Consider the following 23,414-nt stretch of genomic DNA (forward strand, 5'->3'; position numbering starts at 1 on the left):
CGGGCGCGCGCGCCCTGGTGGGATCGGCGCCGCGCCGTCCGCGACGTGTCAGGTCGCGGACGGCGCGGCGCGCCTGTCGTCAGCGTTCGACCGTGCGGTTCCAGCGCGCGTTGAAGGCGGGACGGGTGGCGTTGATCTGGTCCCAGTCCAGGATCTTGGCGTTGGCCATGTAGCCCTGGAAGCGCTTGAGCGCCTCTTCGCTGCCGGCCGGCGGTTGAACGTTCTTATTGGACGGGAAATGGCCGCCCATTTCCAGTGCCTTGGCCTGTGCCTGCGGCGACAGCAGGTATAGCGCCAGCTTCTGCGCCAGTTCCGGCTCGCTGTTCTTGGCGATGACGCACTCGGCCACCATCAGGATCACCGAGCCTTCCTTGGGCTGGGCGTATTCCACCGGAATGTCGCGCTTCTTCAGGCGGGCGATGGCGGTGGGGGTCAGCGGGAAGATGGCGGCTTCGTTGGACTGGATCATCTCGGCCAGCTTGGCCGAGTTGGGGATGTATTCCAGCACGTTGGGGCCGATGGTCGACGGCCATTGCTTGAAGCCGGGCTCGGTGTTCTGGTCGTTGCCGCCCTGGATGCGGTTGAACATCAGGAAGCCGTGCAGGCCGAAGGTGCTGCCCGAGGCCGACTGGAACACCACCTTGCCCTTGAACTTGGGATCGGCCAGGTCCATCCACGAGGTCGGCGGCGCCCAGCCCTTGTCCTTGAACAGGCGGGTGTTGTAGCCCAGGCCGGTCATGCCGATGTCGATGCCGGCGGCCATGCGATCCTTCATGACGGCGGTGGGGTACAGGTCCTTGAGCACCGGATCGTCGTTGAGCGGCTCGCACAGGCCCATGGAGATGGCCCGCGCCATGATGCCGTCGTCCAGGAACATGACGTGCATCTGCGGCTTGTCCTTGAACGCCTGGGCCTTGGCCAGCACGTCGGTGGAGGTGCCCGGCACCACCACGACCTTGACGTTGTTGGCCTTCTCGAAATCCGGGAACACGTACTGCGTGAAGGCGCGTTCCATGTCGCCGCCGTTCATGCCGACGTACAGCGTCTTCTGCTGCGCCATGGCGCCCGCCGACAGCGCGGCCAGCGCCAGGCCCAGCAGCCACTTCCCCTTGGACGGGCGGCGAACGCCCTGTTTGTTGTGCTTCATGGTGACTCCAGCGTTTGCTCACGAACAGGCCCCAACCGAGCCACGGCGCCGTGAGCGGCCCCCGTGTATCGTCCGATGCCGAAGGCGTCGATGGGAATGGAAGACCGGCCGTTCACGACCAGTTCGGAAAGCACTTCGCCCACGGCGGGGCCGATCTGGAAGCCCGCGCCCGACAGGCCGAAGGCATGGAACAGGCCCGGCACGGTGGCGCTGGGGCCCAGCACGGGATTGTGGTCGGGCATGTTGCCCTCCACCCCGGTCCAGAAACGGATGACCTGCGCGCCGCGCAGCGGCGGCAGCAGGCGTTCGGCGTTGGCCATCAACGTGCCCAGCGCCTCGCGGCCGGGCCGGGCATAGTCGGGGCCGGACGACACGGCGCGGCCGCCGCCGATGACGCAGTTGCCGCGCGCCACCTGGCGCGCGTAGATGCCGCCGCCCTGCATGCCCAGGCTGACGTCCATGAACAACGGCAGCGGCTCGGTCACCATCATCAGCGGATGGATCGAGGTCTCGGGCACCACTTCGCCGAACCCCGCGGCGAAGCGGCCAGCCCAGGCGCCGGCGCAATTGAGCAGGAAGCGCGCGCGCACTTCGAGCGCGTCGCCGGCGCGCAGCACGAAGCGCTCGCCGTCGTGGATGGCCTGCGTGACGGTAGTGCCTTCGCGCACGTCGGCGCCCAGCGCGCGCGCCGCGCGGCCGAAGGCGGGCGACACCAGGCGCGGGTTGGCGTGGCCGTCCTCGGGACAGAACGAGCCTCCCACCACCTGCGCGCCGAGCCAGCCGAAACGCCGCGCCAGCGCGGCCCGGTCCAGCATTTCCAGGTTCATGCCGAAGCCGCGGGTCTGCGCGCGATACGCATGCAGGGCCTGCAGATCCGCGTCGGAACACGCCAGCTTCAGGTGGCCCGAACGCACGTACTCGCCGTCGATGCCGATCAGCTGCGGCAGCTGGCCCCACAGTTCGTGCGCGCGGCGCGCCAGCGGCATCTGCTCCAGGCCGCGGCCCTGGCGGCGCACGCCGCCGTAGTTGACGCCGCTGGCGCGGGCGCCGCACAGCGCGGCTTCCAGCAGCACCACCGGCACGCCCTGGCGCCGCAGGAACAGCGCGGCGCTGCCGCCGACGATGCCGCCGCCGAGAATGGCGACTTCGGTTTCGATGCGTTCGGTCATGGCGCGGGCGTTCCGGAACGGTCCAGGCAGACGATATCCACGGGGATGGGCTTGACCGGCGGCTGGCCGCGCAGGCGGCCGACCGCGTCGGGTCCGGCGCCGCATGCATGTGCCAGCACCTCGGCCGCGCCCGCGCCGCACATGCGGCCCTGGCAGCGGCCCATGCCGACGCGCGTCAACGCCTTCAGGCGGTTCAGTTCGTGCGCGCCGGTGCCGTGGACCACGGTGCGCAGCGTGCCCGCGGTGACTTCCTCGCACCGGCACACCACGGTATCGTCGGCGATGTCGGCGGCCCAATCCTGGGGAAACGGAAAGGCGCGCTCCAGCGCGTCGCGCACCCGGCCGTTGGCGGCCAGGCGCGATTCGAGTTCGCGCGCCCGCGCCGCCGGCACGGCATGCCCTGCATCCTCCAGCAAGGCCAGCGCGGCGCGCTCGCCGGCCAGCTCGGCCGCGTCCGCGCCCCCGATGCCGGCGCCATCGCCCGCCACGTACACGCCGGCCACGCTGCTGCGTCCGGCCGCATCCAGGCGCGGCGTCCAGCCACGGTCGCGGACATTGAAGGCGAACTGGCAGCCCACCAGGCTGGCCAGCTGCGTTTCGGAACGCAGCGACAGGCCGTAGCCCAACGCATCGCAATCCACCCGCCGCTGCCGCGATCCCTGGCGGTAGAGCAGCCCGGTGACGCGCGCTTCGCCCTCGACCCGCACCGGCCGCACGCCGCTGGCCATGGGCACGCCATGCGCGCGCAGCCAGGCCATGTAGTACAGCCCCTTGGCCAGCAGGCCCGGCGCGCGCAGCATGCCGGGCAACGCCGCCAGGCGGTCGGCGAAGCGCGAGGTATCCAGCACCGCCACAACGCGGGCGCCGGCCTTGGCGTACTGGTAGGCGACCAGATAGAGCAGGGGACCAGTGCCCATGAACGCGACGCGCTCGCCGATGGCGCAGCCCTGGTGCTTCAACGCCACCTGCGAACCGCCCAGGGTGTACACGCCCGGCGTCAGCCAGCCCGGGAACGGCAGCACGCGGTCGGTGGCGCCGGTGGCCAGGATCAGGTGGGTGTAGGGCACGGGCGCGCTCTTGCCGTCGCGCAGCACGTCCAGCGTCTTGCCCTCGGCGTTCCACACCAGGCTGCCGGGACGGTAGTCCAGCCTCGGCGCCAGTTCATCCATCTTGCGGTGCAGCGCGTCGGCCTTGCGATGCTCGAAGCCGTACAGCGCCGCCTTGGTCCGCGCGAAGCCGGGCGGCGGCTGGCGGTAGATCTGGCCGCCAGCGCGCGGCGCCTCGTCCAGCACCACCGGCCGCAGGCCCTGGGCCGCCAGCGTCTGCGCGGCGCGAATGCCGGCGGGGCCGGCGCCCACGATCACGGGCAGGATCAGGTTCATGATGCGTCGCCCTCCGCCGCCAGCGTGCCCGGCACCTGCTCGGCGCGCAGCGGCGCGCTGCGCAGGCGCATGCCCGCTTCGATGTAGGTGGAACAGGCGCGCAGACGCGTGCCATCCTCGCGCTGCATCCAGCAGTCCTGGCAGGCGCCCATCATGCAGAAGCCGGCGCGCGGCCCGCCGCCGAATTCCGACAGGCGCAGGCGCTCGGCCTGCGTCAGCACCGCCGTCAGCACGGTATCGCCGGCCAGCGCGGTGCACGGCTTGCCGTCGAGCGTGAAGGCGACGGCGGGCCGGGCCGTTTCGGCCAGGCGTTTCAGTATTGCCATGATGGCGGGGTCTCCCGTTGCGTACCCGGCTTGCGCTTCATTTCTGTCCCACCAGCACGCGGTCCAGCCCGTAGACGCGATCCAGCAGCAGCATGGTCGCCGCGGTCAGGCCGATCACCAGCGCCGACACGGCGGCCATCATCGGGTCGATCGACTCGGTGGCGTACATGTACATGCGCACCGGCAGCGTGATGGTCGACGGCGCGGTGATGAACACCGACATGGTCAGCTCGTCGAAACTGTTGATGAAGGCCAGCAGCCAGCCGCCCGACACGCCCGGAATGATGAGCGGCAGCGTCACCTGGAAGAACACCGTGGCGCGGCTCGCGCCCAGCGACAGCGCGGCATGCTCGACCGAGCGGTCAAAGCCCACCAGCGCGCCGATCACCAGCCGCATCACGTAGGGCGTGATCACCACCACGTGGCTGAACACCAGCCAGCCGAAGCTGCCGGTGGTGCCCATCAGCGCGAAAAAGCGCAGCAGCGCCACGCCCAGCACCAGGTGCGGAATCATCAGCGGCGACAGGAACAGGCCGTTGAGCGCATCGCGCCCGGGGAAGCGGTAGCGGGTGATGGCGATGGCCGCCGGCACCGCCAGGCACACGGCGATGCTGGCCGACAGGAACGCCAACCACAGGCTGTTCTTGAACGCCTGCATGAAGTTGGGATGCTCGAACACCGCGTGGAACCAGCGCAGCGAGAACTGCGTGGTCGGCACCGTCAGCGTCGACTCGGGCGTGAAAGCCACCAGGCACACGATGGCCAGCGGCGCCAGCACGAACATCACCACCAGGGCATTGAAGGCCAGGGCGAAGGGACCGTTTTTCTGCATGATCGCTGTCCTCGCTCAACCCAGGCTGCGCCGGTAGGAACGTTCCACCACGCGGTTGTAGGCCATCATGATGACGACATTGACCACCAGCAGCACGATGGCGATGGCCGCGCCCAGCGGCCAGTTCAGTTCGGTCAGGAACTCGTCGTAGACCACCGTGGCCACCATCTTCAGGCGCCGTCCGCCCAGCAGCGCGGGAATCGCGAACGAGCTGGCCGACAGCCCGAACACGATCAGACTGCCCGACAGGATGCCCGGCATGGCCTGCGGCAGCACGATGCGCAGCAGCGTCTGGAAACGCGAGGCGTTGAGCGACAGCGCGGCGTGCTCCACCGTCGGATCCAGCTTCTGCAGCGAGGTCCACACCGGAATCACCATGAACGGCAGCATCACGTGCACCAGGCCGATGATGACCGCGGTGGGCGTGTACAGCAGCGGCCCCAGGCCCAGCGCCGCGGCCGCGCGGCCGATGGCGCCGCCCGGCCCCAGCAGCATGCTCCAGCCGAAGGCGCGCACCACCAGCGAGATCAGCAGCGGCGACAGCACCACCAGCAGGAAGATCGAGCGCCACGGCTTGCCCATGCGCGACAGGATGTAGGCCTCGGGCGCGCCGATCAGCACGCAGATCAGCGTGGTCACGCCCGCGATCCAGAACGTGCGCCAGAAGATCTCCAGGAAATAGCCGTCGGTCACCACCGCCAGGTAGTGTTCGAAGGTGTGCCCCGGCAGGATGCCGGCGCTGTAATCGAACGGCCGGAACGACAGCACCAGCGTCAATGCCAGCGGCGTCAGCACCAGCGTCAGGAACACGATCGCCAGCGGGATCGAGCCCAGGATGGCCAGCAGGCCGTCGGTGCGCGGCTTGGGCGCGCTGGCGGCGCCGGGTTGGGTCAGCGTCGTCATGTCAGGCCTCTTCGGCGGCGGCCGTGGGCAGCACGCGCAGCACGCCCTCGGCCCAGTCCAGCCCGATCGCGTCGCCATCGTCGTGCGGCCGGCGGCCGTCGTTGGGCGTGAGCACCGTCAGCGCCCCCACCGGCGAATCCAGCCCGTACATCCACTGGCTGCCCAGGAAATAGCGCGTGCTGACCACACAGGACAGCTTGCCCTGGCCGGCCGGCACCGGCACCAGCTTTTCCGGGCGCAGCGACAGCTGCACGCTGTCGCCATGGCGCAGGCCCGCGCCATCGACCAGCACGCGCAGCGCGCCGGTCTCCACCTCCGCCTGCGCGCCGCAACGCGTCACGCGGCCCGGCAGCAGGTTGGTCTTGCCGACGAAGCGCGAAATGAACTCGCTCTGCGGATGCTCGTACATGCGATAGGGCGCATCCACCTGCGTGGCGCGGCCGTCCTGCATCACCACCACGCGGTCACTGATCGACAGCGCCTCGGCCTGGTCGTGCGTCACCATCACGGTGGTGGTGCCGATCTGCTTCTGAATGCTGCGCAGCTCGAACTGCATGTCCTCGCGCAGCTTGGCGTCCAGGTTCGACAGCGGCTCGTCCAGCAACAGCACCGGCGGCCGGATCACCAGCGCGCGCGCCAGCGCCACCCGTTGCCGCTGGCCGCCCGACAATTCGCGCGGAAAGCGGTCGGCGTGCTTGTCCAGCTTGACCAGCGCCAGCGCCTCGCGCACCCGCGCCTGGCGCTCGGTGCGCTCGACCTTGCGCATCTTCAGGCCGAAGGCGACGTTGTCCGCCACCGTCAGGTGCGGGAACAGCGCATAGCTCTGGAACACGATGCCCAGCCCGCGCGTGTTCGGCTTGGCATGGGTGATGTCGCGGCCATCGAGCGTGATGCTGCCGCGCGTGACGTCGGCAAAGCCCGCGATCATCTGCAGCGTGGTGGTCTTGCCGCAGCCCGACGGCCCCAGCAAGGACACGAATTCCCCTTTCTCGACCGCCAGGTTCAGGTCCGAGACGACCCGCAGGTCGCCGTAATTCTTGGAGACGTTGTCCAACCGCAGAAATGACATATTCCAAACCCCGTGCCCGGTGAGGAGCGGTGCGCGAGGCAGACCCCGCGAAGCAATCGATGCAGGGCAGTCTAGGAGTCGCCGAAAAGGCCGGTCAATTAGGGTTTCCCGAAGAATCGAATTTTCTACTTATTATTTCCGTATAGCTGAATTTCCTGATAAAAACACAGACATATATTTTGATTATCGGAATTGAACAATGAAGAAATCAGAACCCGCCGACGACGCCGGCGCCCAGGGCGTGCTGCAACGCGCCTTCGCCGTGCTGCGCGTCCTGTCCGACGCCAAGGGCGAAAAACTGCGCCTGACCGACATCGCCGCCCGCACCGGCCAGGCCCAGGCCACCGTCCACCGCGTGCTGCAGGGCCTGGTGCAGGAAGGCATGGTCGAGCAGCCCGCCCAGAGCAAGGGCTACCAGCTCAGCGTCGCCTTCTTCTCCCTGGCCGCCGCCGCCGGCAACCACCAGTCCACCCTGCGCTCGATCTACCGCCCCGTCATGCTGCGCCTGAGCGGCATGCTCAACGACACCATCTTCCTGCTGGTGCGCAGCGGCTTCGACGCCGTCTGCCTGGACCGCATCGACGGCGCCTTCCCGGTGCGCTCGCACACCGGCGACATCGGCGGCCGCGTCCCGCTCGGCCTGGGCCAGGGCGGCCTGCTGCTGCTCGCCAACCTGCCCGAAGCCGAACGCGAGGAAGTCCTGCGCTTCAACATCCCGCGCCTGCACCACCTGGGCTTCGTCGACGAAATCTCGATGCGCGCCGGCATCAAGGAATGCCAGGAACTCCAATACGCCCGCAGCAAGGGCCAGGGCATCTTCCCCAACATCGCCGGCCTGGCCGTCCCCGTCCACGACCCCAACGGCGTCACCGTCGCCGCCCTCAGCATCGCCGCCCCCGTCGAACGCATCAGCGACGAACGCCTCCCCCTAATCGTGGAAATCCTGCGCCGCGAAGCCGCCGGCATCAGCGCCCAACTCAACCCGTTCGACCCCGCGCTAAGGCGCCCCAGCCAATTCCTCGGCACGGGCAACCGAGAATAAACCCGCAGCGCCACAACCCTCGCCGCGCCGGCCGACCTACGAAGAAAGACTCGCGAGCAAAAACCCGCAAGCAAAAAACAAAAAAGCCGGCAAGCCGCCACAGCGACCCACCGGCTTCCAGCCGATCAGAGAAACCTTCAGACCGGATAAGTCCCCGGCAACAAAATACTCCGATCCCCGACGTCGATATTGCGCCGCCCGCAAAGCGCCATCGTCGTATCCATTTCCTTGTAAAGGATCTCCAACACGCGAGTCACGCCCGCCTGCCCATATGCCCCCAACCCGTACAGGAAGGCCCGCCCGATCATCGCTCCGCGCGCGCCCAGCGCCACCGCCTTGAGGATGTCCTGCCCCGAGCGCACGCCGCCATCCATCCACACTTCGATCTTCGACCCCACCGCGTCCGCGATCGAAGGCAGCGCCGCGATCGACGACATCGCCCCATCCAGCTGGCGCCCGCCATGGTTGCTGACGATCAGCGCATCCGCGCCGCTGTTGGCCGCCAGCTGCGCATCCTCGACGTCCAGGATGCCCTTGATGATCAGCTTGCCGCCCCAACGCTGCTTGATCCATTCCACATCGTCCCAGCTCAGGCGCGGATCGAACTGCTCGGCCGTCCACGACGACAGCGACGACAGGTCGCTCACGCCCTTGGCGTGGCCGACGATGTTGCCAAACGTGCGGCGCCTGGTGCCCAGCATGCCCATGCACCAGCGCGGCTTGGTCGCCAGGTTGATGAGATTGCGGAGGGTCGGCTTGGGCGGCGTCGACAGCCCGTTCTTGATGTCCTTGTGGCGCTGGCCCAGGATCTGCAGGTCCAGCGTCAGCACCAGCGCCGAGCAGCCGGCCGCCTTGGCGCGGTCGATCAGGTCGCCGACGAATTCGCGGTCGCGCATCACGTACAGCTGGAACCAGAACGGCTTGCCGGTGGCCGCCGCCACGTCTTCCAGCGAGCAGATGCTCATGGTCGACAGCGTGAACGGCACGCCGAAGTCGGCCGCCGCCTTTGCCGCCAGGATCTCGCCATCGGCATGCTGCATGCCGGTCAGGCCCGTCGGCGAAATCGCCAACGGCATCACCGCGTCCTGGCCCACCAGCGTCGTGCGCAACGAACGGCCTTCCATGTTCACCGCCACGCGCTGGCGCAGCTTGATCTTCTGGAAATCGCTTTCGTTGGCGCGGTACGTGCCTTCCGTCCAGGCGCCCGAATCGGCGTAGTCGTAGAACATGCGCGGCACGCGCTTGCGCGCGATCGCGCGCAGGTCTTCGATGCAGGTGATCGTGGAGAGGTTAGCGGTCATGGTTATTTTTCTGGGGAAAGTGGGACGCGACCCCGCGGCGCCCGGCCCCGCGCGAACCCGCACGCGTCGTCCCGACGCCTGCCGTTCACGCCGGGCGGCAAGGCCCCGCGGCGCCGCCCAGTATACGCGCCGGGGCCGGCAAGCGCCCCTTGCCGGCCCCGGCTCCCCCTTCATCGCGACCGCTTTCGCGCCGCTGCCGACGCGGCCGCTGACCCCGCCGCTAGCGCGGCCAGACCTTGGTCACCGCCCGGATCGTGGCCCATGCCACCCAGCGCGGGCTGGTCAGGCGCGCCCCCGGCAGGCGCCGCAGCACGTCCACCGCCAGGCCGCCGCGGCGATGCCATTCCTTCTTGCGGGTCTGGCTGTCGGTCCAGCGGCCTTCGAGCCACGGAAACTCGCGCCGTCCCGGCTTGTAGACCGGCGGCGTGTTGTAGATCAGGATGTACGCCAGCCGCGGCTGCGGCGACGTATTGGCGCCCGTGAAATGCAGCGTGCGCGCATCGTGCACGGTGCAGCCGCCGGGTTGCAGCGGCTCGGCCACCGCCTGGTCGCGCGGAAAATCGGCGCAGCATTCGAGCGGATGCAGCGTCTTGTCGCCGCCTGGCGAGCGATGCTCCAGCACCTCGTTCTTGTTCGAGCCCGGAATGAACTGCATGCAGCCGTTCTCCAGCGTGGCCGGCTGCAGCGCCAGCCAGATGCTCAGCTCGTTGTAGACGAAGTCGGGCGAGCGGAACGCCTCGTCCTGGTGCCACGGCGTCTCGGGCCCGACCAGCGCCGGCTTGAGCAGCGCATGCTCGCCGTACAGCGCGGCGTCCTCGCCCAGCAGCTGGCGCGCCAGCTCCAGCGTGCGCTCGTGATAGGCGGTCTTCAGCAGGCCCGGGGCATAATGGCGCGGATCGTGCAAACTGGGAAACTTGGCCGGCTTGGACGGGTCGTCGCGACTGATGAAGTCGTATTGCGCCCCCTCGTTGTAGCCCGTCTTGTTCGCGAACAGTTCCAGCAGCGTGCGCCGGATGTAGCCCACCTCGTCCTGCGGACACATGTCCGGCAGGGCCAGGTAGCCCTGGTCCCGATAGCGCGCTGTTTCTGCTTCCGACAACAAACTGGTCTCTTCCATAATGGCTTCTCCAAGCTTTGCTTGCGGGTGTTCCCGTTGGCACGTTTTGACATGTGCTCTAACGTATCGCTTCGATGCCCGAGGGGCCTATCGACCATCCGCTGTAGTCGGAACCGCCTAGGTCACCGGCGCGCTGCGGTGCATCATCCGAAGGAAAACCAATGCAAGACACCCATATCGAGACCGTCCACGTCACCGTCAGCGGCACCGTGCAGGGCGTGGGCTACCGCCATGCGGCGGTGCGGCGCGCGCATCTGCTGGGCGCCAAGGGCTGGGTGCAGAACATGCTGGACGGCACGGTCGAGGCCCTGGTGCAGGGCACGCCCGACCAGGTCGATCACATGCTGGAATGGCTGCGGCGCGGCCCGCCCGGGGCCGAGGTCATCGAGATGGTCACGCGCCGGGAGTACACCGACAAGCGTTATGCCCATTTCGAACAGCTGTAGGCGGCGCGCCACGGCCTGCGCCGCTCATCCAAAAGCGGGTAGGAGACGCGGCGGAAAGAAGGATGAGGTCAGCGGTTGCGCAGCCAGCGCCCGCCGACCTGGTTGATGATCAGGCCCGCCAGGACGCAGCCCGCGCCCAGCCATTGCAGCGGCTGCAGCCGCTCGCCGAAAGCCGCCGATGCCGCCCACAGGCCCACCACCGGCACCAGCAGCGAGAACGGCGCGATCTTGGCCGCCGGATGGCGCGTCAGCAGCTGCGTCCACAGCGTATAGGCCAGCAGCGTGGCCAGCACCGCCAGGTACAGCACCGACAGCGCCTCGGCCCAGCCGATGCCCAGGATCATGCCCGCCACCGCGTCCCAGCCGTCGGCCAGCACCGCCAGCCCCAGGAACGGCAGCACCGGCGCGGCGCTGCTCCAGGCGATGAACGCGAACGGGTCGTAGCCGGGCGCCTTGCGGCTGGCCAGGCGCACGATGATGTTCGAGACCGCCCACATCGAGGCGGCGCCGAGCGTCAGGACGAACCCCAGCATGGTCATCTGGCCCGGCCCCTCGCCACGGCCGGCGGCGATCACCGCCAACCCCAGCGCGGCCACGCCCAGCCCCAGCCAGTGATGCGGACGCGCGCGTTCACGCAATACCGGCGCGGCCAGCAGCAGGGTGAAAAAGGCTTGGGTCTGGATCACCAGCGAGGCCATGCCCGCCGGCATGCCGAATTTGAGGGCCGTGAACAGCAGGCCGAACTGGCCCAGCCCCTGCACCAGCCCGTAAGCGGCGATCCACTGCCACGGCAGGCGCGGCGGCCGCACGAACAGCACCAGGGGAAAGGCGGCCAGGGCGAATCGCAGGGCGCCCAGCGTCATGGGCGACAGGCCCTTGAGGCCGATCTTCATGATGACGAAGTTCAGGCCCCAGATCACCACCACCGTCAGGGCGCAGAGATAGTCTTTCCTGGAAAGTTGGGTAGCGGCGGACATCCCGCATTATCGCATCGCCCGCCCCCGCGAAACGCCGGATCAGCGGCTGGCCAGCACTTTTTTGAAGGCCTCGATGGCGCGGTCGATGTCCTCGTCGCCGATGTGGCGGTGGGTCACGCAGCGCAGCCGCGTGCGGCCCCACGGACGCGTCAGCAGGCCCGCCGCTTCCAGCGCCGTGACCCAGTGCGCGTTGGTCATGCCGGTGTCGGCGGTCTCGACCTGCACGATGTTGGTCTGCGGCACCGTGGCCGACAGCACCGGGTCCAGGCGGTTCAGGCCGTCACTCAGGCGGCGGGCGCGCGCATGGTCCTCGACCAGCCGGTCGCCCATGGTCTGCACGCCTTCCAGCCCGGCCGCGGCCATGATGCCGGCCTGGCGCTGGGTGCCGCCAAGCATGCGGCGCAGCACCCGCGCCCGCGCCATCACCTGGCGCGGACCGGTCAGCACCGCGCCCACCGGCGCGCTCAGGCCCTTGGACAGGCACAGCGACACGGTATCGGCATGGCGGGTGATCTCGGCCGGCGCCACGCCCAGCGCCACCGCGGCGTTGAACAGGCGCGCGCCATCCAGGTGCACGGGCACGCCGCAGGCCTGCGCCATGCCGTATACCGCCTGCATGTGGTCCAGCGGCAGCACCGCGCCACCGGCGTTGTTGTGCGAGGTCTCCATCGCCACCAGCGAGGTCTTGAGCTTGTGGCCGCCGGACTGCATCGCGTCTTCCAGGCGGTTCAGGTCCATCGCGCCGTCGGTGCCGGGCACGCCCTGGTAGAACAGGCCGGTGAACGTGGCGGCGCCGCGCTCGGACGTGTACATGTGCGCGGCCGACTCCAGCACCACCTGCTCGTTGCGCTGGGTCTGCGCCAGCACCGCCAGCAGGTTGGCCATGGTGCAGCTGGGCACGAACAGCCCGGCTTCCTTGCCCAGGCGGGTGGCCACGTGCGCTTCCAGCGCCCGCACGCTGGGGTCGCCATCGAGCCCGTCGTCGCCGATGGGCGCCGTGCGCATGCGCTCGTACATGGCCTCGGTAGGGTGGGTGACCGTGTCGCTGCGCAGGTCGACGAGCGGGTGGGAGGGGTCGACGGAGATCCGCTGGCTCATGGCTATCAGTGCTGCAAAATTTTGGAAAGGAACTGGCGCGTGCGCGGGGCGCGCGCCTCTACATCGCCGAAGAACGCATCCTTCGGGCAGTCTTCGACGATCTTGCCGCCGTCCATGAAGATCACGCGGTCGGCGACGCGGCGGGCGAACCCCATTTCATGGGTCACCACCATCATCGTCATGCCTTCTCCGGCCAGGTCGGTCATCACGTCCAGCACCTCGTTGACCATCTCCGGGTCCAGCGCCGAGGTCGGTTCGTCGAACAGCATCACCACCGGATCCATCGACAGGGCGCGGGCGATCGCCACGCGCTGCTGCTGGCCGCCGGACAGCTCGCCCGGGTGTTTGTCCTTGTGCGCCGACAGGCCGACCCGCTCCAGCAACGCCAGCGCGCGGGCGCGGGCCTCGTCCTTGCCGCGCTTGAGCACTTTCATCTGGCCCAGGCACAGGTTCTCGGTCACCGACAGGTGCGGGAACAGCTCGAAATGCTGGAACACCATGCCGGCCACCGAACGCAGCTTGGGCAGGTTGGTGCGCGGATCGCCCACCTCGATGCCGTTGACCACGATGTTGCCCTTCTGGAAGGGCTCCAGCGCATTCACGGTCTTGATCAGCGTCGACTTGCCCGAGCCGGAGGGGCCGCACACCACCACCACCTCGCCGCGGCCAACGGTGGTGCTGCAATCATCCAGTACCTGGAAATCGCCATACCACTTGCTGACCTGCTTGATCTCGATCATCGGGGGTTTCGAAGAGAGTTGCATCGTTGGACCTGTGGATAACCTGGGCGCCTAGCGCAGCACCCGGACGCGCTTTTCCAGCCGTTTGACCAGACGGGATGCCGTGAAGCAGATCACGAAATACACCACCGCCACGAAGAGATAGAGTTCCACCAGCCGGCCGTCGCGCTGGCCGATCTTGGACGCCGCGCCCAGGAAGTCGGTCAGCGACAGCACGTACACCAGCGAGGTGTCCTGGAACAGGATGATGACCCGCGTCAGCAACGCCGGCACCATGTTGCGGATCGCCTGCGGCAGGATCACGTAGCGCATGCCCTGCCAGTGGTTCAGGCCCAGCGCCATGCTGGCCGAGACCTGGCCGCGCGCGATCGACTGGATACCGGCGCGCATGATCTCGCAGAAGTACGCGGCCTCGAACAGCGTGAACGTGACCACCGCCGAGTTGAACGCTCCCACCCGCAGCGGCGTGGGCGAACCCACGATCCAGGCGGCGATGTAGGGCACCAGGAAGTAGAACCAGAAGATCACCAGCAGCAGCGGCACGGAACGCATCACGTTCACGTAGATGCCCGCCGGCACCGACAGGATCCGGTAGCGCGACAGGCGCATCATCGCCAGCAGCGTGCCCAGCACCAGCCCCATCACCGCCGCCAGCAGCGTCAGGGTCAGCGTGAACGTCATGCCGGTCTGGAACAGGTACGGCAGCGCGCTGCCGATGACGTCGAAATCGAATTTGCCCATGTCGATTCCTAGCGTCCGTTCTTGGTCGCCGCGCCGATCAGGCCGGGAACCGCCACATGGCGTTCAAGCAGGCGCATGCCAAGCACGACCATGCCGTTCAGGATCAGGTAGATCACGGTCGCCGCCGAGAACGCCTCGAAGATATGGAAGCTGAACTCCGCCATCGAGCGGGTCTGGCCGGTCAGTTCCAGCAGGCCGATGGTCAGCGCCACCGACGAATACTTGATGGTGCCCATGAACTCGGAGGTCAGGGGCGGCAGCACGATGCGGTAGGCCTCGGGCAGGATGATGTAGCGGTAGACCTGCGTCTCGGTCAGGCCGAGCGCCGTGCCCGCCTGGAACTGGCCGCGCGGCAGCGACTGGATGCCGGCGCGCAACTGCTCGGCCACGCGCGCCGAGCCGTAGAAGCCCAGACAAAGCACCGCCGGCAGGAATTGCCCCCAGGGCTGCGGCATCTGCTTCATGGCCAGGCCCCAGGCGTGCGGCAGCAACTCGGGCAGCACGAAATACCACAGGAACATCTGCACCAGCAGCGGCACGTTGCGGAAAATCTCGACGTAGGTCGCGCCAACCGCGTTGGCCAGGCGCGACGAGGCGGTGCGCATCACGCCCAGGCACGAGCCCAGCAGCAGCGAGAACACCCACGCCGTCAGGGCCAGCGCCAGGGTCCAGCCCACGCCGATCAGGATGGTCTGCAGGAAGGTATGCACGCCGTCGGGCGACATCTCCAGGAAGACGCTCCAGCTCCAGTTGTAATTCATGCTTTGAGGACCTGTGGACAACTAAAGAAACGGGCGCCGGCGGCCGGCGCCCGGTTTAGTGCGTCGCCGCGCGGCCCGCGAGGGGCCGCGGCGGCGGACCGGCTTACTCGTAGGCCTTGGGGTCGCCGGAGTCGGTCGGATGGGCCAGGGCGCGCTTGAGCGCGTCGCTCATCGGGTACTTCAGGTTGATCTGCTTGGGCGGGATCGGGGAATTGAAGTACTTGTCGTAGATCGCCGCGACGCGGCCGCTCTTCATCAGGTCCAGCACGGCGTCGTCCACCACCTTCTTGAAGGCCGGGTCGTCCTTGGGCTGCATGATGCCGTAGGGCGCCAGTTCCAGGCCCTTGGTGCCGATCACGAAGGCGTCGGGGTTCTTGGACGAGGCCACCACGCCGTAGGCGATGCCGTCGTCGTTGGCCGAACCCGCGGCGCGGCCCGATTCAACCATCAGCAGCGTTTCCGCCGTATCCTTGGTGGGTGCCATGGTGATGCCCAGGTTGCCTTCGGCGTTCAAGCGCGAAATCAGCTTGAAGGTCTGGCCGCCGGCCTGCGCCGCGATCGACTTGCCGCGGAACGAGGCCAGGTTGTTGGGATCGACGCCGCCGTCCTTGCGCGCCACCAGCACCACCTGCGCCACGAACGTGGTCGGCGCGAACGACACCAGCTTGTGGCGTTCCAGGTTGTTGGTGGTGTTGCCGCACTCCAGGTCGATGGTGCCGTTGGCCAGCAACGGGATACGCGTGGCGGAGGTGGTCGGGTTGTAACGCACGTCCAGCTTGGGCAGCTTGAGCGCGGTCTTGATGTGCTGGGCGATTTCCTGGCAGATCTCGACGGTGTAGCCGATCGGCTTCTGGTTGCCGTCCAGGTAGGCGAACGGCACGGAGGTCTCGGGATGGCCGATGGTGATCACGCCGGTGTCGCGGATCTTGTCCAGGCGGCTGGGGCCTTCGGCGTGGGCGGCGGCGCTGCCGAACAGGGCGGCGGCGACCGAAATCGCGGCAAATGCTTTCATCTTATTCCCTTGGCGCCGGTCGAGCGGCGCGTGCTTATGTTCACGAACAGCGGTGCCGGATTGCATACGACCCGCCGCGTCCCGCGATGAGCCCCGCGGCTGGCAAAAAGTATCAACTAGCGTTATGGTTTTATCCAGTTCCAATCGGGTATTCCTCTATACGGATTTGATATGGCCATTACACGAATGGGCTTGCGACACATCGAGGCTTTCCGAGCCGTCATGATGACCGGATCCATGACCGCCGCGGCACGCAGAGTGCATACCTCGCAGCCGCACGTTAGCCGCTTAATAGCGCAATTGGAAGCAATCACCCAATTTCCCCTGTTCGACCGCAACGGCAGCCGCCTGACCCCCACCCAGGACGGTTCGCGCTTCTTCCAGGAGGTCGAAAAGACCTTCATCGGCCTGGCCGGCCTGGAATCGGCGGCGGCCAGCATCCGCTCCTTCAGCGCCAGCCGCCTGAGCGTGGCCGCCATGCCGCGCCTGGCCGGCGGCCTGCTGGCCCGCATCGTGGCCGCCTTCAAGACCGAATACCCCGACGTCATGGTGTCGATCCATTCCGGCAACGCCAGCGCGGTGCACAACTGGATCAGTTCGGGCTTCTGCGACACCGGCCTGGCCATGCTGTCGGGCGACAGCCCCGGCATCCAGGTCGAGCCGGTGCTGACCATGAACTGCGTGGCGGTGCTGCCCAAAGGCCATCGGCTGACCAAGCTGAAAAAGCTCAAGCCCGCCGATTTCGCCGGCGAACCCTTCATCGCCTTCCCCAGCGCCACGCCGCTGCGGGAAAAGATCGACGCGGTCTTCAAGGCCGCCAAGGTCGAGCGCCAGACCGTGGCCGAGGCCGGCCTGGGCTCGTCGGTCTGTGCGCTGGTCGGCGCCGGCCTGGGGGTGGCGCTGATCAACCCGCTGGCCGCGCGCGAGGAATACGAGGCCAACGGCGTCGAGGTGCGTCCGTTCAGCCCGGCGGTGCCGGTCACGGTGGCGCTGCTGTACCCGCCGTACCATACCCGTACCCGGCTGGTCAGCGTGTTCTCGCGCTACGCGCACCAGCTGATGCAGGAAGAGATGGCGGACCTGAAGGCGCGGCCGGGGCGATGATGGCAACTCCCCCCGCCGCGCGGAAACGACAAGGCCCCGACATCGGGGCCTTTTTTTGCCCGCGGCCGCCCGCCGTCAGGCGGTCGCGCCATCCGGGCGCGGCTCGCGCAGGTCCAGCCACGCCACCAGCAGCAATCCCCCCACCAGCCCCAGGTGCTCGTAGAACGCATTGGCCGCCATGAAGCGTTCCTGCCCCGGCGCCATCTCCCAGTAGCGCAGCGCGATGCCCGTGGCCACCAGCGTGAAACCGGCCAGCGCCAGCGCCCCCAGCCAGCGCAGGCGGCCGGCCAGGATCATGGCCGACGCCGCCAGTTCCAGCACGATCACCAGCACCGCGAACAGCGGCCCGGGCGCCAGCCCGAAATGCGCCATCTCCGCCAGCGCGCCGGGAAAGTCGGTCAGCTTGACCAGCCCGCCCTGCAGATAGGCGGCGCACAGGCCCAGGTAGGCCAGGAACCGCACCGCGGGCGATCCGAACAGCGGCCGCGCCAGGCCGGCCAGCCGCTGCTCCCATTGAGAGGTCGCGTTCATGGCCGGCCTCCTCAAACTGCCCAGCAGGAGCAACCCAGGGCGCCGAAGAAGCCCTGGAGGTCGGAACTGGGCGCCTTCGAGGCCCAGGCCTTGGCATGGTCATGCCCGTGCAGCCCGCAGTTGCTGGCGCACGCGCAGGCCGCCATGTTGCGGTAGCCCAGCGAATTGCGGCCGGCGCCGTCGGGATCGCCCCAGGCGGCATAGCCGCCGAACAGGCGCGTGGGCGACCAGTCCGGCATGGCGGGCGGCAGCGCGTTGTCGTCCAGCGGGCCGAATTCCCCCGCGCCATAGACCACCCGGCCGCCAACCACGGTCAGCTCCGAGGTCAGGAACGAGATCTCGTCCTCGCTGCAGCGGAAGTAGTCCTTGCTCGGCACGATGAAGTCGGCCAGCTGGCCCGGCTGGATGCGGCCGCGCTTGCCTTCCTCGTTGGCGAACCAGGCCACGTTCTCCGTCCACATGCGCAGCGCGGTCTCGCGGTCCAGGCAGTTGCGCGCCGGATAGAGGCGGGTGCCGCCCACGGTCTTGCCGGTCACCATCCACGACAGCGATACCCACGGGTTGTAGGACGCGACCCGGGTGGCGTCGGTGCCCGCGGACACCTTCACGCCGCGGTCCAGCATCCTGGCGATGGGCGGGGTGGCCTCGGCCGCGGCCGCGCCGTAGCGCTCGATGAAGTATTCGCCCTGGTAGGCCATGCGGTGCTGCACGGCGATGCCGCCGCCCAGCGCGGCGATGCGGTCGATCGACTTGTCGGAAATGGTCTCGGCGTGGTCGAAGAACCAGTTCAGGCCGGTCAGCGGCGTGTCCTGGTGCACCTTCTCGAACACGTCCAGCGCGCGCGAGATGGTCTCGTCATAGGTGGCGTGCAGGCGCCACGGCCACTTGTTCTGCACCAGCACGCGCACCACTTCCTCCAGCTCGCCTTCCATCTCCGGCGGCATGTCCGGCCGTTCGACGCGGAAGTCCTCGAAGTCGGCGGCCGAGAACACCAGCATCTCGCCGGCGCCGTTATGGCGGAAGTAGTCGGTGCCCTGCTTGTACTTCACGCTCGAGGTCCACTTGAGGAAGTCTTCCTTTTCCTGCTTGGGCTTCTGCGTGAACAGGTTGTAGGCCAGCCGCACCGTCATCTGGTCTTCGTCGGCCAGCTTCTGGATCACGGCGTAGTCGTCGGGATAGTTCTGGAAGCCGCCGCCCGCGTCGATCACGCCGGTCACGCCCAGACGGTTCAGCTCGCGCATGAAATGGCGCGTGGAATTGACCTGGTAGTCGAACGGCAGCTTGGGGCCCTTGGCCAGCGTGGCGTAGAGGATGGTGGCGTTCGGCTTGGCCAGCAGCAGCCCGGTCGGGTTGCCCTGCGCGTCGCGGATGATCTCGCCGCCCGGCGGGTTGGGCGTGGTCTTGGTGTAGCCCACCGCGCGCAGCGCGGCGCCGTTGAGCAGGGCGCGATCGTACAGGTGCAAGAGGAACACCGGCGTGTCGGGCGCGATGGCGTTGATCTCGTCGATCGTCGGCAGGCGCTTCTCGGCGAACTGGTGCTCGGTGAAGCCGCCCACCACGCGCACCCATTGCGGCGCCGGCGTGATGGCGACCTGGCGCTTGAGCATGGCCATGGCGTCGGCCAGCGAGCGCACGCCGTCCCAGCGCAGCTCCATGTTGTAGTTCAGGCCGCCACGCACCACGTGGGTGTGGTTGTCGAACAGCCCCGGCAGCACGCCGCGGCCCTTCAGGTCCACCAGCCGGGTGCCGGCGCCGGCCAGGGCCATAACCTCGGCATCGTCGCCGACGGCCACGAACCTGCCATCCTTGACCGCCACGGCGCTGGCCAGCGGCCTGGCGCGGTCCAGCGTGGTGATGCGGCCATGGTGATAGATGACGTCGGGGGCGGGGTTTGACATGGAGGATTCTCCTTGGGAACGAGCGAGGGCGGATCCGCCCAGCAGGCTGTTGAGCGCCAATGTGGAAGCAACACCGATGAGGTCGCGGCGGGTAGGCATACGATTATCTCCCTGGGCGTGGAAAGAATTCAGCTTTGGTCTTTATCGTGGGGATGCTTGCCGGGCAGTTGCCCGAACACGTGGCTCACCGTCTTCTGTTTGTCGCACGCGGTGGCGAAGGCGGTGCCGCTGAGCATGTGTTTGCCCACCGGCACGATCTGTTCGCCGAGCAGGATGCCCAGCAGGCCGATCAGCGCCACCAGCGGCGGCGCCGGCGAACGCACCTGCAGCAGGCTGTAGACGACGCCGACCAGCAGGCCGGCGCCAAGGGAAAGCAGATAGATCTTCATGGATGTCCTCATCATTGGAATCAGGCGTGGGTGTCGGCCAGCAGCAGCTCGGCGTCATCGAGCGCGGTGATGCGCACATCGGTCTCGTCCTCGATGGCGGCGCCATCGCCCAGGCCGATCTCGACGTCATTGATCGTCAACCGGCCCTTGGACGCGACCAGGTAGCCGCGGCGCCGGCCGCGTGCAAAGCGATAGGTGGCGGCTTCGCCGGCCTTGAGCGCCACCGCCAGCACGCGGGCGTCGCTGCGGATCGGCAGCGCGTCTTCGTCGCCCTCGATGCCGCTGGCGAGCGTGATGAACCGTCCGTTGCAGGCCTCGCGCGCAAACGACTTGCGGCCCCAGCTCGGCGGCGCGCCACGTCGGTCCGGCTCGATCCAGATCTGGAACACGCGGGCCGGACCGCCTTCCCTGTTGAACTCGGCATGCGTCACGCCGCTGCCCGCGCTCATCACCTGCACGTCGCCGGCGCGGGTGCGGCCGCCGTTGCCCAGGTCGTCCTCGTGGGTCAACACGCCTTCCTGCACGCAGGTGATGATTTCCACGTTGGTATGCAGCAGCGCGGGAAAGCCGGCGCCCGGTGCGATGGTCTCGTCGTTCCAGGCCCGCAACGCGCCCCAGTTCATGCGTTGCGGGTCCAGGTAGTTGGCGAACGAGAAATGGTGTTTCACATCGAGCCAGCCGCGGCGGGCATGGCCCAGGGTTCTCAAGGGTCGGCGCTCAATCATGGCGAGCCTCCAGGTTGATCGGAAAACAAGACCTCATGCGCGGCGCCTTCAGCGCTTCAGCGCCAGGAAGTGGTGCACCTCGGGCGCGCCGGGGCCGATATGGAAATGCAGCGCCTCGGCCTGCAGGTCGGCATCGGCATGCGAGACCCGATGGTGCTGGCGCAGATGCTCGGCCCACGACTCCACGAAGAACCACTCCACCACGCGCTCCGGATCGCTCGTGTGCTCGGCCACGCCCCAGGCGTAAGCGCCGTCGCGCAGGCGCTCCTGCGACAGGCGTTGCATCGCTTCCAGGAAGGCCGGGCGGTCCTGCTGCGCGATGCGGTACTCGACCTGGATCAGCACCGGCCCGCGGTCGTGCGCCACCGATTCGGACACCAGCGGCTCCGGCCAGTGGTTCGACGCCTGCAGGTCGGCTTCGCCCACCGGCAGCCGCGCCCGGTGGAACAGCAGCGCCACGATCACCAGGCCCGCGCCGCTCACCACCAGCGCATACGGCACGCCGATTTCACGCGCCACCAGGCCCCAGCCCAGGCTGCCGGCCGCCATCGCGCCGTTGAACACCATCAAGTACACCGCCAGGCCGCGGCCGCGCACCCAGTTGGGCAGGATCGCCTGGGCCACGCCGTTGAAGGTGGTCAGCGCCGTGATCCAGCCCATGCCCAGCAGCACCAGCATCACCACCGCCAGCCACTTGGGCGGGGCGAACACCAGCACGCCCATCACCACCGCGCTGACCAGCGAGGCCAGCAGCACCAGCCCGTCCGCATTCAGCTTGGCGCCGAGCTTCGGCATCACCAGCGCGCCGAGGATCGCCCCCGCGCCCACCGCGCCCAGCAGCATGCCGTAGAAGCCCGACGTGCCGCCCAGCATCTGCCGCGCCACCAGCGGCAGCAAGGCCCACACCGCGCTGGCGAACAGGAAGAACACGGCGGCGCGCAACAATACGCGATGCAGTTCCTTGCTGGCCCGCGTGTAACGCAGGCCGGCCCGGAACGCGCCCAGGAAGTTCTCCGACAGCGCGCTGTCGGTGGCCGCCGGACGCTTCCACCACAACAGGGCGGCGATCACGAACACATAGCTCAGCACGTCCATGCCGTAGGTCACCGCCGCGCCGAAGCTGGCCAGGATCAGGCCGCCCGCGGCCGGGCCGATGGCGCGCGCGATGTTGATGCCCAGCGAGTTGAGCGCCACCGCGCCCTTGAGGCTCTCGCGCGGCACCAGCTCGGGCACGATCGACTGCCAGGTCGGCCCCATCAGCGCCGCGCCGATGCCGCCGACAAACGTCAACGCGATCAGGTAGTCCACGGTCAGCGCGCCGAAATGCGACAGCAGCAGCAACGTGCCGCTGACCGAGGCCAGCAATATCTGCACGAAGATGAGGAAGCGCCGGCGGTCCAGGATGTCGGACAGCACGCCAGCCGGAATCGCCAGCAGGAAGATCGGCAGCGTCGCCGCGGTCTGGATCAGCGCCACCGCGGCCGGGCTGGCCGACAGGTCCGTCACCAGCCACGAGCTGGCGACGTCGCGCATGAAACTGCCCACGTTGCCGAGCACCGCGGCCGCCCACAGGACGGCAAACACGGGCTGGCGCAGAGGCGCAAAGTTGCCTCCCGCGGCAGGGGAAGAGGGGTTCGGCATGGAATGCTCCGGATCGCGCTGGGTCGCCAGGGGCCGTTCGCCATGCCGCCTGCCGTATTCGGAAAAGGAAACGGCCCGGACCGTTGCCGGCCCGGGCGCGGGGCTTACTTGGCCGGGTTGGGGCCGATGCGCTCGCCGTGCGCCACGCGCTCGGCCAGCTTGTGCACGTGGGTGACGGCGTAGTCGATGCCCATGCCGTAGGCGCCCGAGTGTTCCTTGGCGATGCCGGTCACGGCGTCGTAGGTTTCCTGGCGGGCCCAGTCGCGCTGCCATTCCAGCATCACCTGCTGCCAGGTCACCGGCACCACGCCGGCCTGGATCATGCGGTCCATCGCGTACTTGTGCGCATCGGCCGAGGTGCCGCCCGACGCGTCGGCCACCATGTAGATCTCGTAGTCCCCTTCGAGCATGGCGCACAGGGCGAAGGTGGTGTTGCAGACCTCGGTCCACAGGCCGGCCACGACGATCTTCTTGCGGCCGTTGGCGGCCAGCGCGTCGCGCACGTTCTGGTCGTCCCACGAGTTCATCGAGGTGCGCTCGAGGATCTTGTTATCGGGAAACACGGCCAGCAGTTCAGGGTAGGTGTTGCCCGAGAAACCATCGGTTTCGACAGTGGTGATGGTGGTCGGGATGTTGAAGGTGCGCGCGGCCTTGGCCAGGCCCACCACGTTGTTCTTGAGCGTCTGGCGGTCGATCGACTGCACGCCGAAGGCCATCTGCGGCTGCTGGTCGATGAAGATGATCTGGCTGTTCTGCGGGGTCAGGACTTCGAGGTATTTGTTGGCGGACATGGTGGCGCTCTCTTTCAAGGAATCGTTCAGGGGAATGCGGCAAGGTGAATTCGGGCACTGCGCAAACCGTTCCGGCTTGCCCCGCTGTCGTCGTGCCCGAATGCCGCTTGAGGGGTTTCGTTCACGTCGTCTGTCGGTATGTGCATAGTAGGGATCGGCCCCCCGCCTGAGAATCCGCAACGGGGAATTGCATCCTTTCCATTTTTTGCATGATCCCCGTGACACGGGCATTTCCCGCCCGGTCCGCCCCGGGCGTTCTTGTTCGTCACATA

Annotated in this window: 24 protein-coding genes; 3 read left to right on the top strand and 21 right to left on the bottom strand. The window is 68.0% G+C overall.

The features are described 5' to 3' along the window. Positions 1-79 precede the first annotated feature (79 nt). Genes I6I07_RS07175 through I6I07_RS07205 form a run of 7 tightly spaced genes read right to left on the bottom strand, consistent with a single transcriptional unit; the run spans position 80 to position 6,828 of the window. The gene (locus tag I6I07_RS07175; protein WP_198486148.1) at positions 80-1,147 is read right to left on the bottom strand and encodes an ABC transporter substrate-binding protein; all 1,068 of its coding nucleotides are present in this window, start codon (positions 1,145-1,147) and stop codon (positions 80-82) included. After that, on the bottom strand, positions 1,144-2,316 hold the full coding sequence (locus I6I07_RS07180; protein ID WP_198486149.1) for an NAD(P)/FAD-dependent oxidoreductase: 1,173 nt from the start codon (positions 2,314-2,316) through the stop codon (positions 1,144-1,146). Before I6I07_RS07180 ends, I6I07_RS07175 begins: the two co-directional genes overlap by 4 nt. Next, entirely contained in the window at positions 2,313-3,698 is a 1,386-nt protein-coding gene (locus tag I6I07_RS07185; protein ID WP_198486150.1) for an NAD(P)/FAD-dependent oxidoreductase, read from the bottom strand. Before I6I07_RS07185 ends, I6I07_RS07180 begins: the two co-directional genes overlap by 4 nt. After that, a complete protein-coding gene (locus tag I6I07_RS07190; RefSeq protein ID WP_054431058.1) occupies positions 3,695-4,024 on the bottom strand; it encodes a (2Fe-2S)-binding protein in 330 nt (109 codons plus the stop codon). Before I6I07_RS07190 ends, I6I07_RS07185 begins: the two co-directional genes overlap by 4 nt. Positions 4,025-4,061: 37 nt before the next feature. Then, positions 4,062-4,856, bottom strand: a complete 795-nt coding sequence (locus tag I6I07_RS07195) for an ABC transporter permease (protein WP_054491023.1) — start codon at positions 4,854-4,856, stop codon at positions 4,062-4,064. A gap of 15 nt (positions 4,857-4,871) precedes the next feature. Continuing rightward, complete coding sequence (locus I6I07_RS07200) at positions 4,872-5,759, bottom strand: ABC transporter permease (RefSeq protein ID WP_198486151.1); 888 nt, start codon at positions 5,757-5,759, stop codon at positions 4,872-4,874. Between the two features lies 1 nt (position 5,760). Next, a complete protein-coding gene (locus I6I07_RS07205; RefSeq protein ID WP_198486152.1) occupies positions 5,761-6,828 on the bottom strand; it encodes an ABC transporter ATP-binding protein in 1,068 nt (355 codons plus the stop codon). A gap of 199 nt (positions 6,829-7,027) precedes the next feature. Here I6I07_RS07205 and I6I07_RS07210 point away from each other — a divergent pair, with 199 nt between their 5' ends. After that, positions 7,028-7,870: an IclR family transcriptional regulator gene (locus I6I07_RS07210; protein ID WP_006392154.1), complete on the top strand. Its 843-nt coding sequence runs from the start codon at positions 7,028-7,030 to the stop codon at positions 7,868-7,870. A 137-nt stretch (positions 7,871-8,007) separates the two neighbouring features. Here I6I07_RS07210 and I6I07_RS07215 read toward each other — a convergent pair whose 3' ends face one another. Then, positions 8,008-9,171: an alpha-hydroxy acid oxidase gene (locus I6I07_RS07215; RefSeq protein WP_198486153.1), complete on the bottom strand. Its 1,164-nt coding sequence runs from the start codon at positions 9,169-9,171 to the stop codon at positions 8,008-8,010. Between the two features lie 220 nt (positions 9,172-9,391). Next, positions 9,392-10,288, bottom strand: a complete 897-nt coding sequence (locus tag I6I07_RS07220; RefSeq protein ID WP_198486154.1) for a phytanoyl-CoA dioxygenase family protein — start codon at positions 10,286-10,288, stop codon at positions 9,392-9,394. 161 nt (positions 10,289-10,449) lie between these two features. On the opposite strand from I6I07_RS07220, the gene I6I07_RS07225 reads away from it, so the two are divergent. Further along, the gene (locus tag I6I07_RS07225) at positions 10,450-10,734 is read left to right on the top strand and encodes an acylphosphatase (RefSeq protein ID WP_006392151.1); all 285 of its coding nucleotides are present in this window, start codon (positions 10,450-10,452) and stop codon (positions 10,732-10,734) included. 68 nt (positions 10,735-10,802) lie between these two features. Here the strand turns inward: I6I07_RS07225 and I6I07_RS07230 are convergent, their stop codons facing one another. The 6 genes from I6I07_RS07230 to I6I07_RS07255 form a co-directional block, all read right to left on the bottom strand. Further along, a complete protein-coding gene (locus I6I07_RS07230; RefSeq protein ID WP_198486155.1) occupies positions 10,803-11,711 on the bottom strand; it encodes an EamA family transporter in 909 nt (302 codons plus the stop codon). Positions 11,712-11,750: 39 nt separating this feature from the next. Further along, complete coding sequence (locus tag I6I07_RS07235) at positions 11,751-12,809, bottom strand: threonine aldolase family protein (protein WP_006392149.1); 1,059 nt, start codon at positions 12,807-12,809, stop codon at positions 11,751-11,753. 5 nt (positions 12,810-12,814) lie between these two features. Then, complete coding sequence (locus tag I6I07_RS07240) at positions 12,815-13,549, bottom strand: amino acid ABC transporter ATP-binding protein (protein ID WP_061072866.1); 735 nt, start codon at positions 13,547-13,549, stop codon at positions 12,815-12,817. A gap of 51 nt (positions 13,550-13,600) precedes the next feature. Then, positions 13,601-14,290 (bottom strand): amino acid ABC transporter permease, encoded by a 690-nt coding sequence (locus I6I07_RS07245; RefSeq protein ID WP_006392147.1) that lies wholly within the window; start codon positions 14,288-14,290, stop codon positions 13,601-13,603. Positions 14,291-14,298: 8 nt separating this feature from the next. Then, positions 14,299-15,051 carry an amino acid ABC transporter permease gene (locus I6I07_RS07250; RefSeq protein ID WP_198486156.1) on the bottom strand — a complete coding sequence of 251 codons (753 nt, stop codon included), beginning with the start codon at positions 15,049-15,051 and terminating at the stop codon, positions 14,299-14,301. Positions 15,052-15,154: 103 nt separating this feature from the next. Continuing rightward, the gene (locus tag I6I07_RS07255) at positions 15,155-16,063 is read right to left on the bottom strand and encodes an amino acid ABC transporter substrate-binding protein (RefSeq protein ID WP_006392145.1); all 909 of its coding nucleotides are present in this window, start codon (positions 16,061-16,063) and stop codon (positions 15,155-15,157) included. A 171-nt stretch (positions 16,064-16,234) separates the two neighbouring features. On the opposite strand from I6I07_RS07255, the gene I6I07_RS07260 reads away from it, so the two are divergent. Beyond that, the gene (locus I6I07_RS07260) at positions 16,235-17,167 is read left to right on the top strand and encodes a LysR substrate-binding domain-containing protein (RefSeq protein ID WP_006389526.1); all 933 of its coding nucleotides are present in this window, start codon (positions 16,235-16,237) and stop codon (positions 17,165-17,167) included. Positions 17,168-17,242: 75 nt separating this feature from the next. On the opposite strand, the gene I6I07_RS07265 is transcribed toward I6I07_RS07260, so the two are convergent. From I6I07_RS07265 to I6I07_RS07290, 6 genes are all read right to left on the bottom strand, one after another. Continuing rightward, positions 17,243-17,698, bottom strand: coding sequence for a DoxX family protein (locus I6I07_RS07265; RefSeq protein ID WP_198486157.1), 456 nt, complete (start codon positions 17,696-17,698; stop codon positions 17,243-17,245). Between the two features lie 11 nt (positions 17,699-17,709). Beyond that, positions 17,710-19,596 carry an amidohydrolase gene (locus I6I07_RS07270; protein WP_198486158.1) on the bottom strand — a complete coding sequence of 629 codons (1,887 nt, stop codon included), beginning with the start codon at positions 19,594-19,596 and terminating at the stop codon, positions 17,710-17,712. 128 nt (positions 19,597-19,724) lie between these two features. Beyond that, complete coding sequence (locus I6I07_RS07275; RefSeq protein WP_198486159.1) at positions 19,725-19,985, bottom strand: XapX domain-containing protein; 261 nt, start codon at positions 19,983-19,985, stop codon at positions 19,725-19,727. A 20-nt stretch (positions 19,986-20,005) separates the two neighbouring features. Beyond that, the gene (locus I6I07_RS07280) at positions 20,006-20,710 is read right to left on the bottom strand and encodes a pirin family protein (protein ID WP_198486160.1); all 705 of its coding nucleotides are present in this window, start codon (positions 20,708-20,710) and stop codon (positions 20,006-20,008) included. A 48-nt stretch (positions 20,711-20,758) separates the two neighbouring features. Continuing rightward, a complete protein-coding gene (locus I6I07_RS07285) occupies positions 20,759-22,351 on the bottom strand; it encodes an MFS transporter (RefSeq protein WP_198486161.1) in 1,593 nt (530 codons plus the stop codon). A gap of 104 nt (positions 22,352-22,455) precedes the next feature. Then, positions 22,456-23,142, bottom strand: coding sequence for a hydrolase (locus I6I07_RS07290; RefSeq protein WP_198486162.1), 687 nt, complete (start codon positions 23,140-23,142; stop codon positions 22,456-22,458). Between the last annotated feature and the right edge of the window lie 272 nt (positions 23,143-23,414).

The sequence above is a fragment of the Achromobacter deleyi genome (assembly GCF_016127315.1).
Classification (GTDB): domain Bacteria; phylum Pseudomonadota; class Gammaproteobacteria; order Burkholderiales; family Burkholderiaceae_B; genus Achromobacter; species Achromobacter insuavis_A.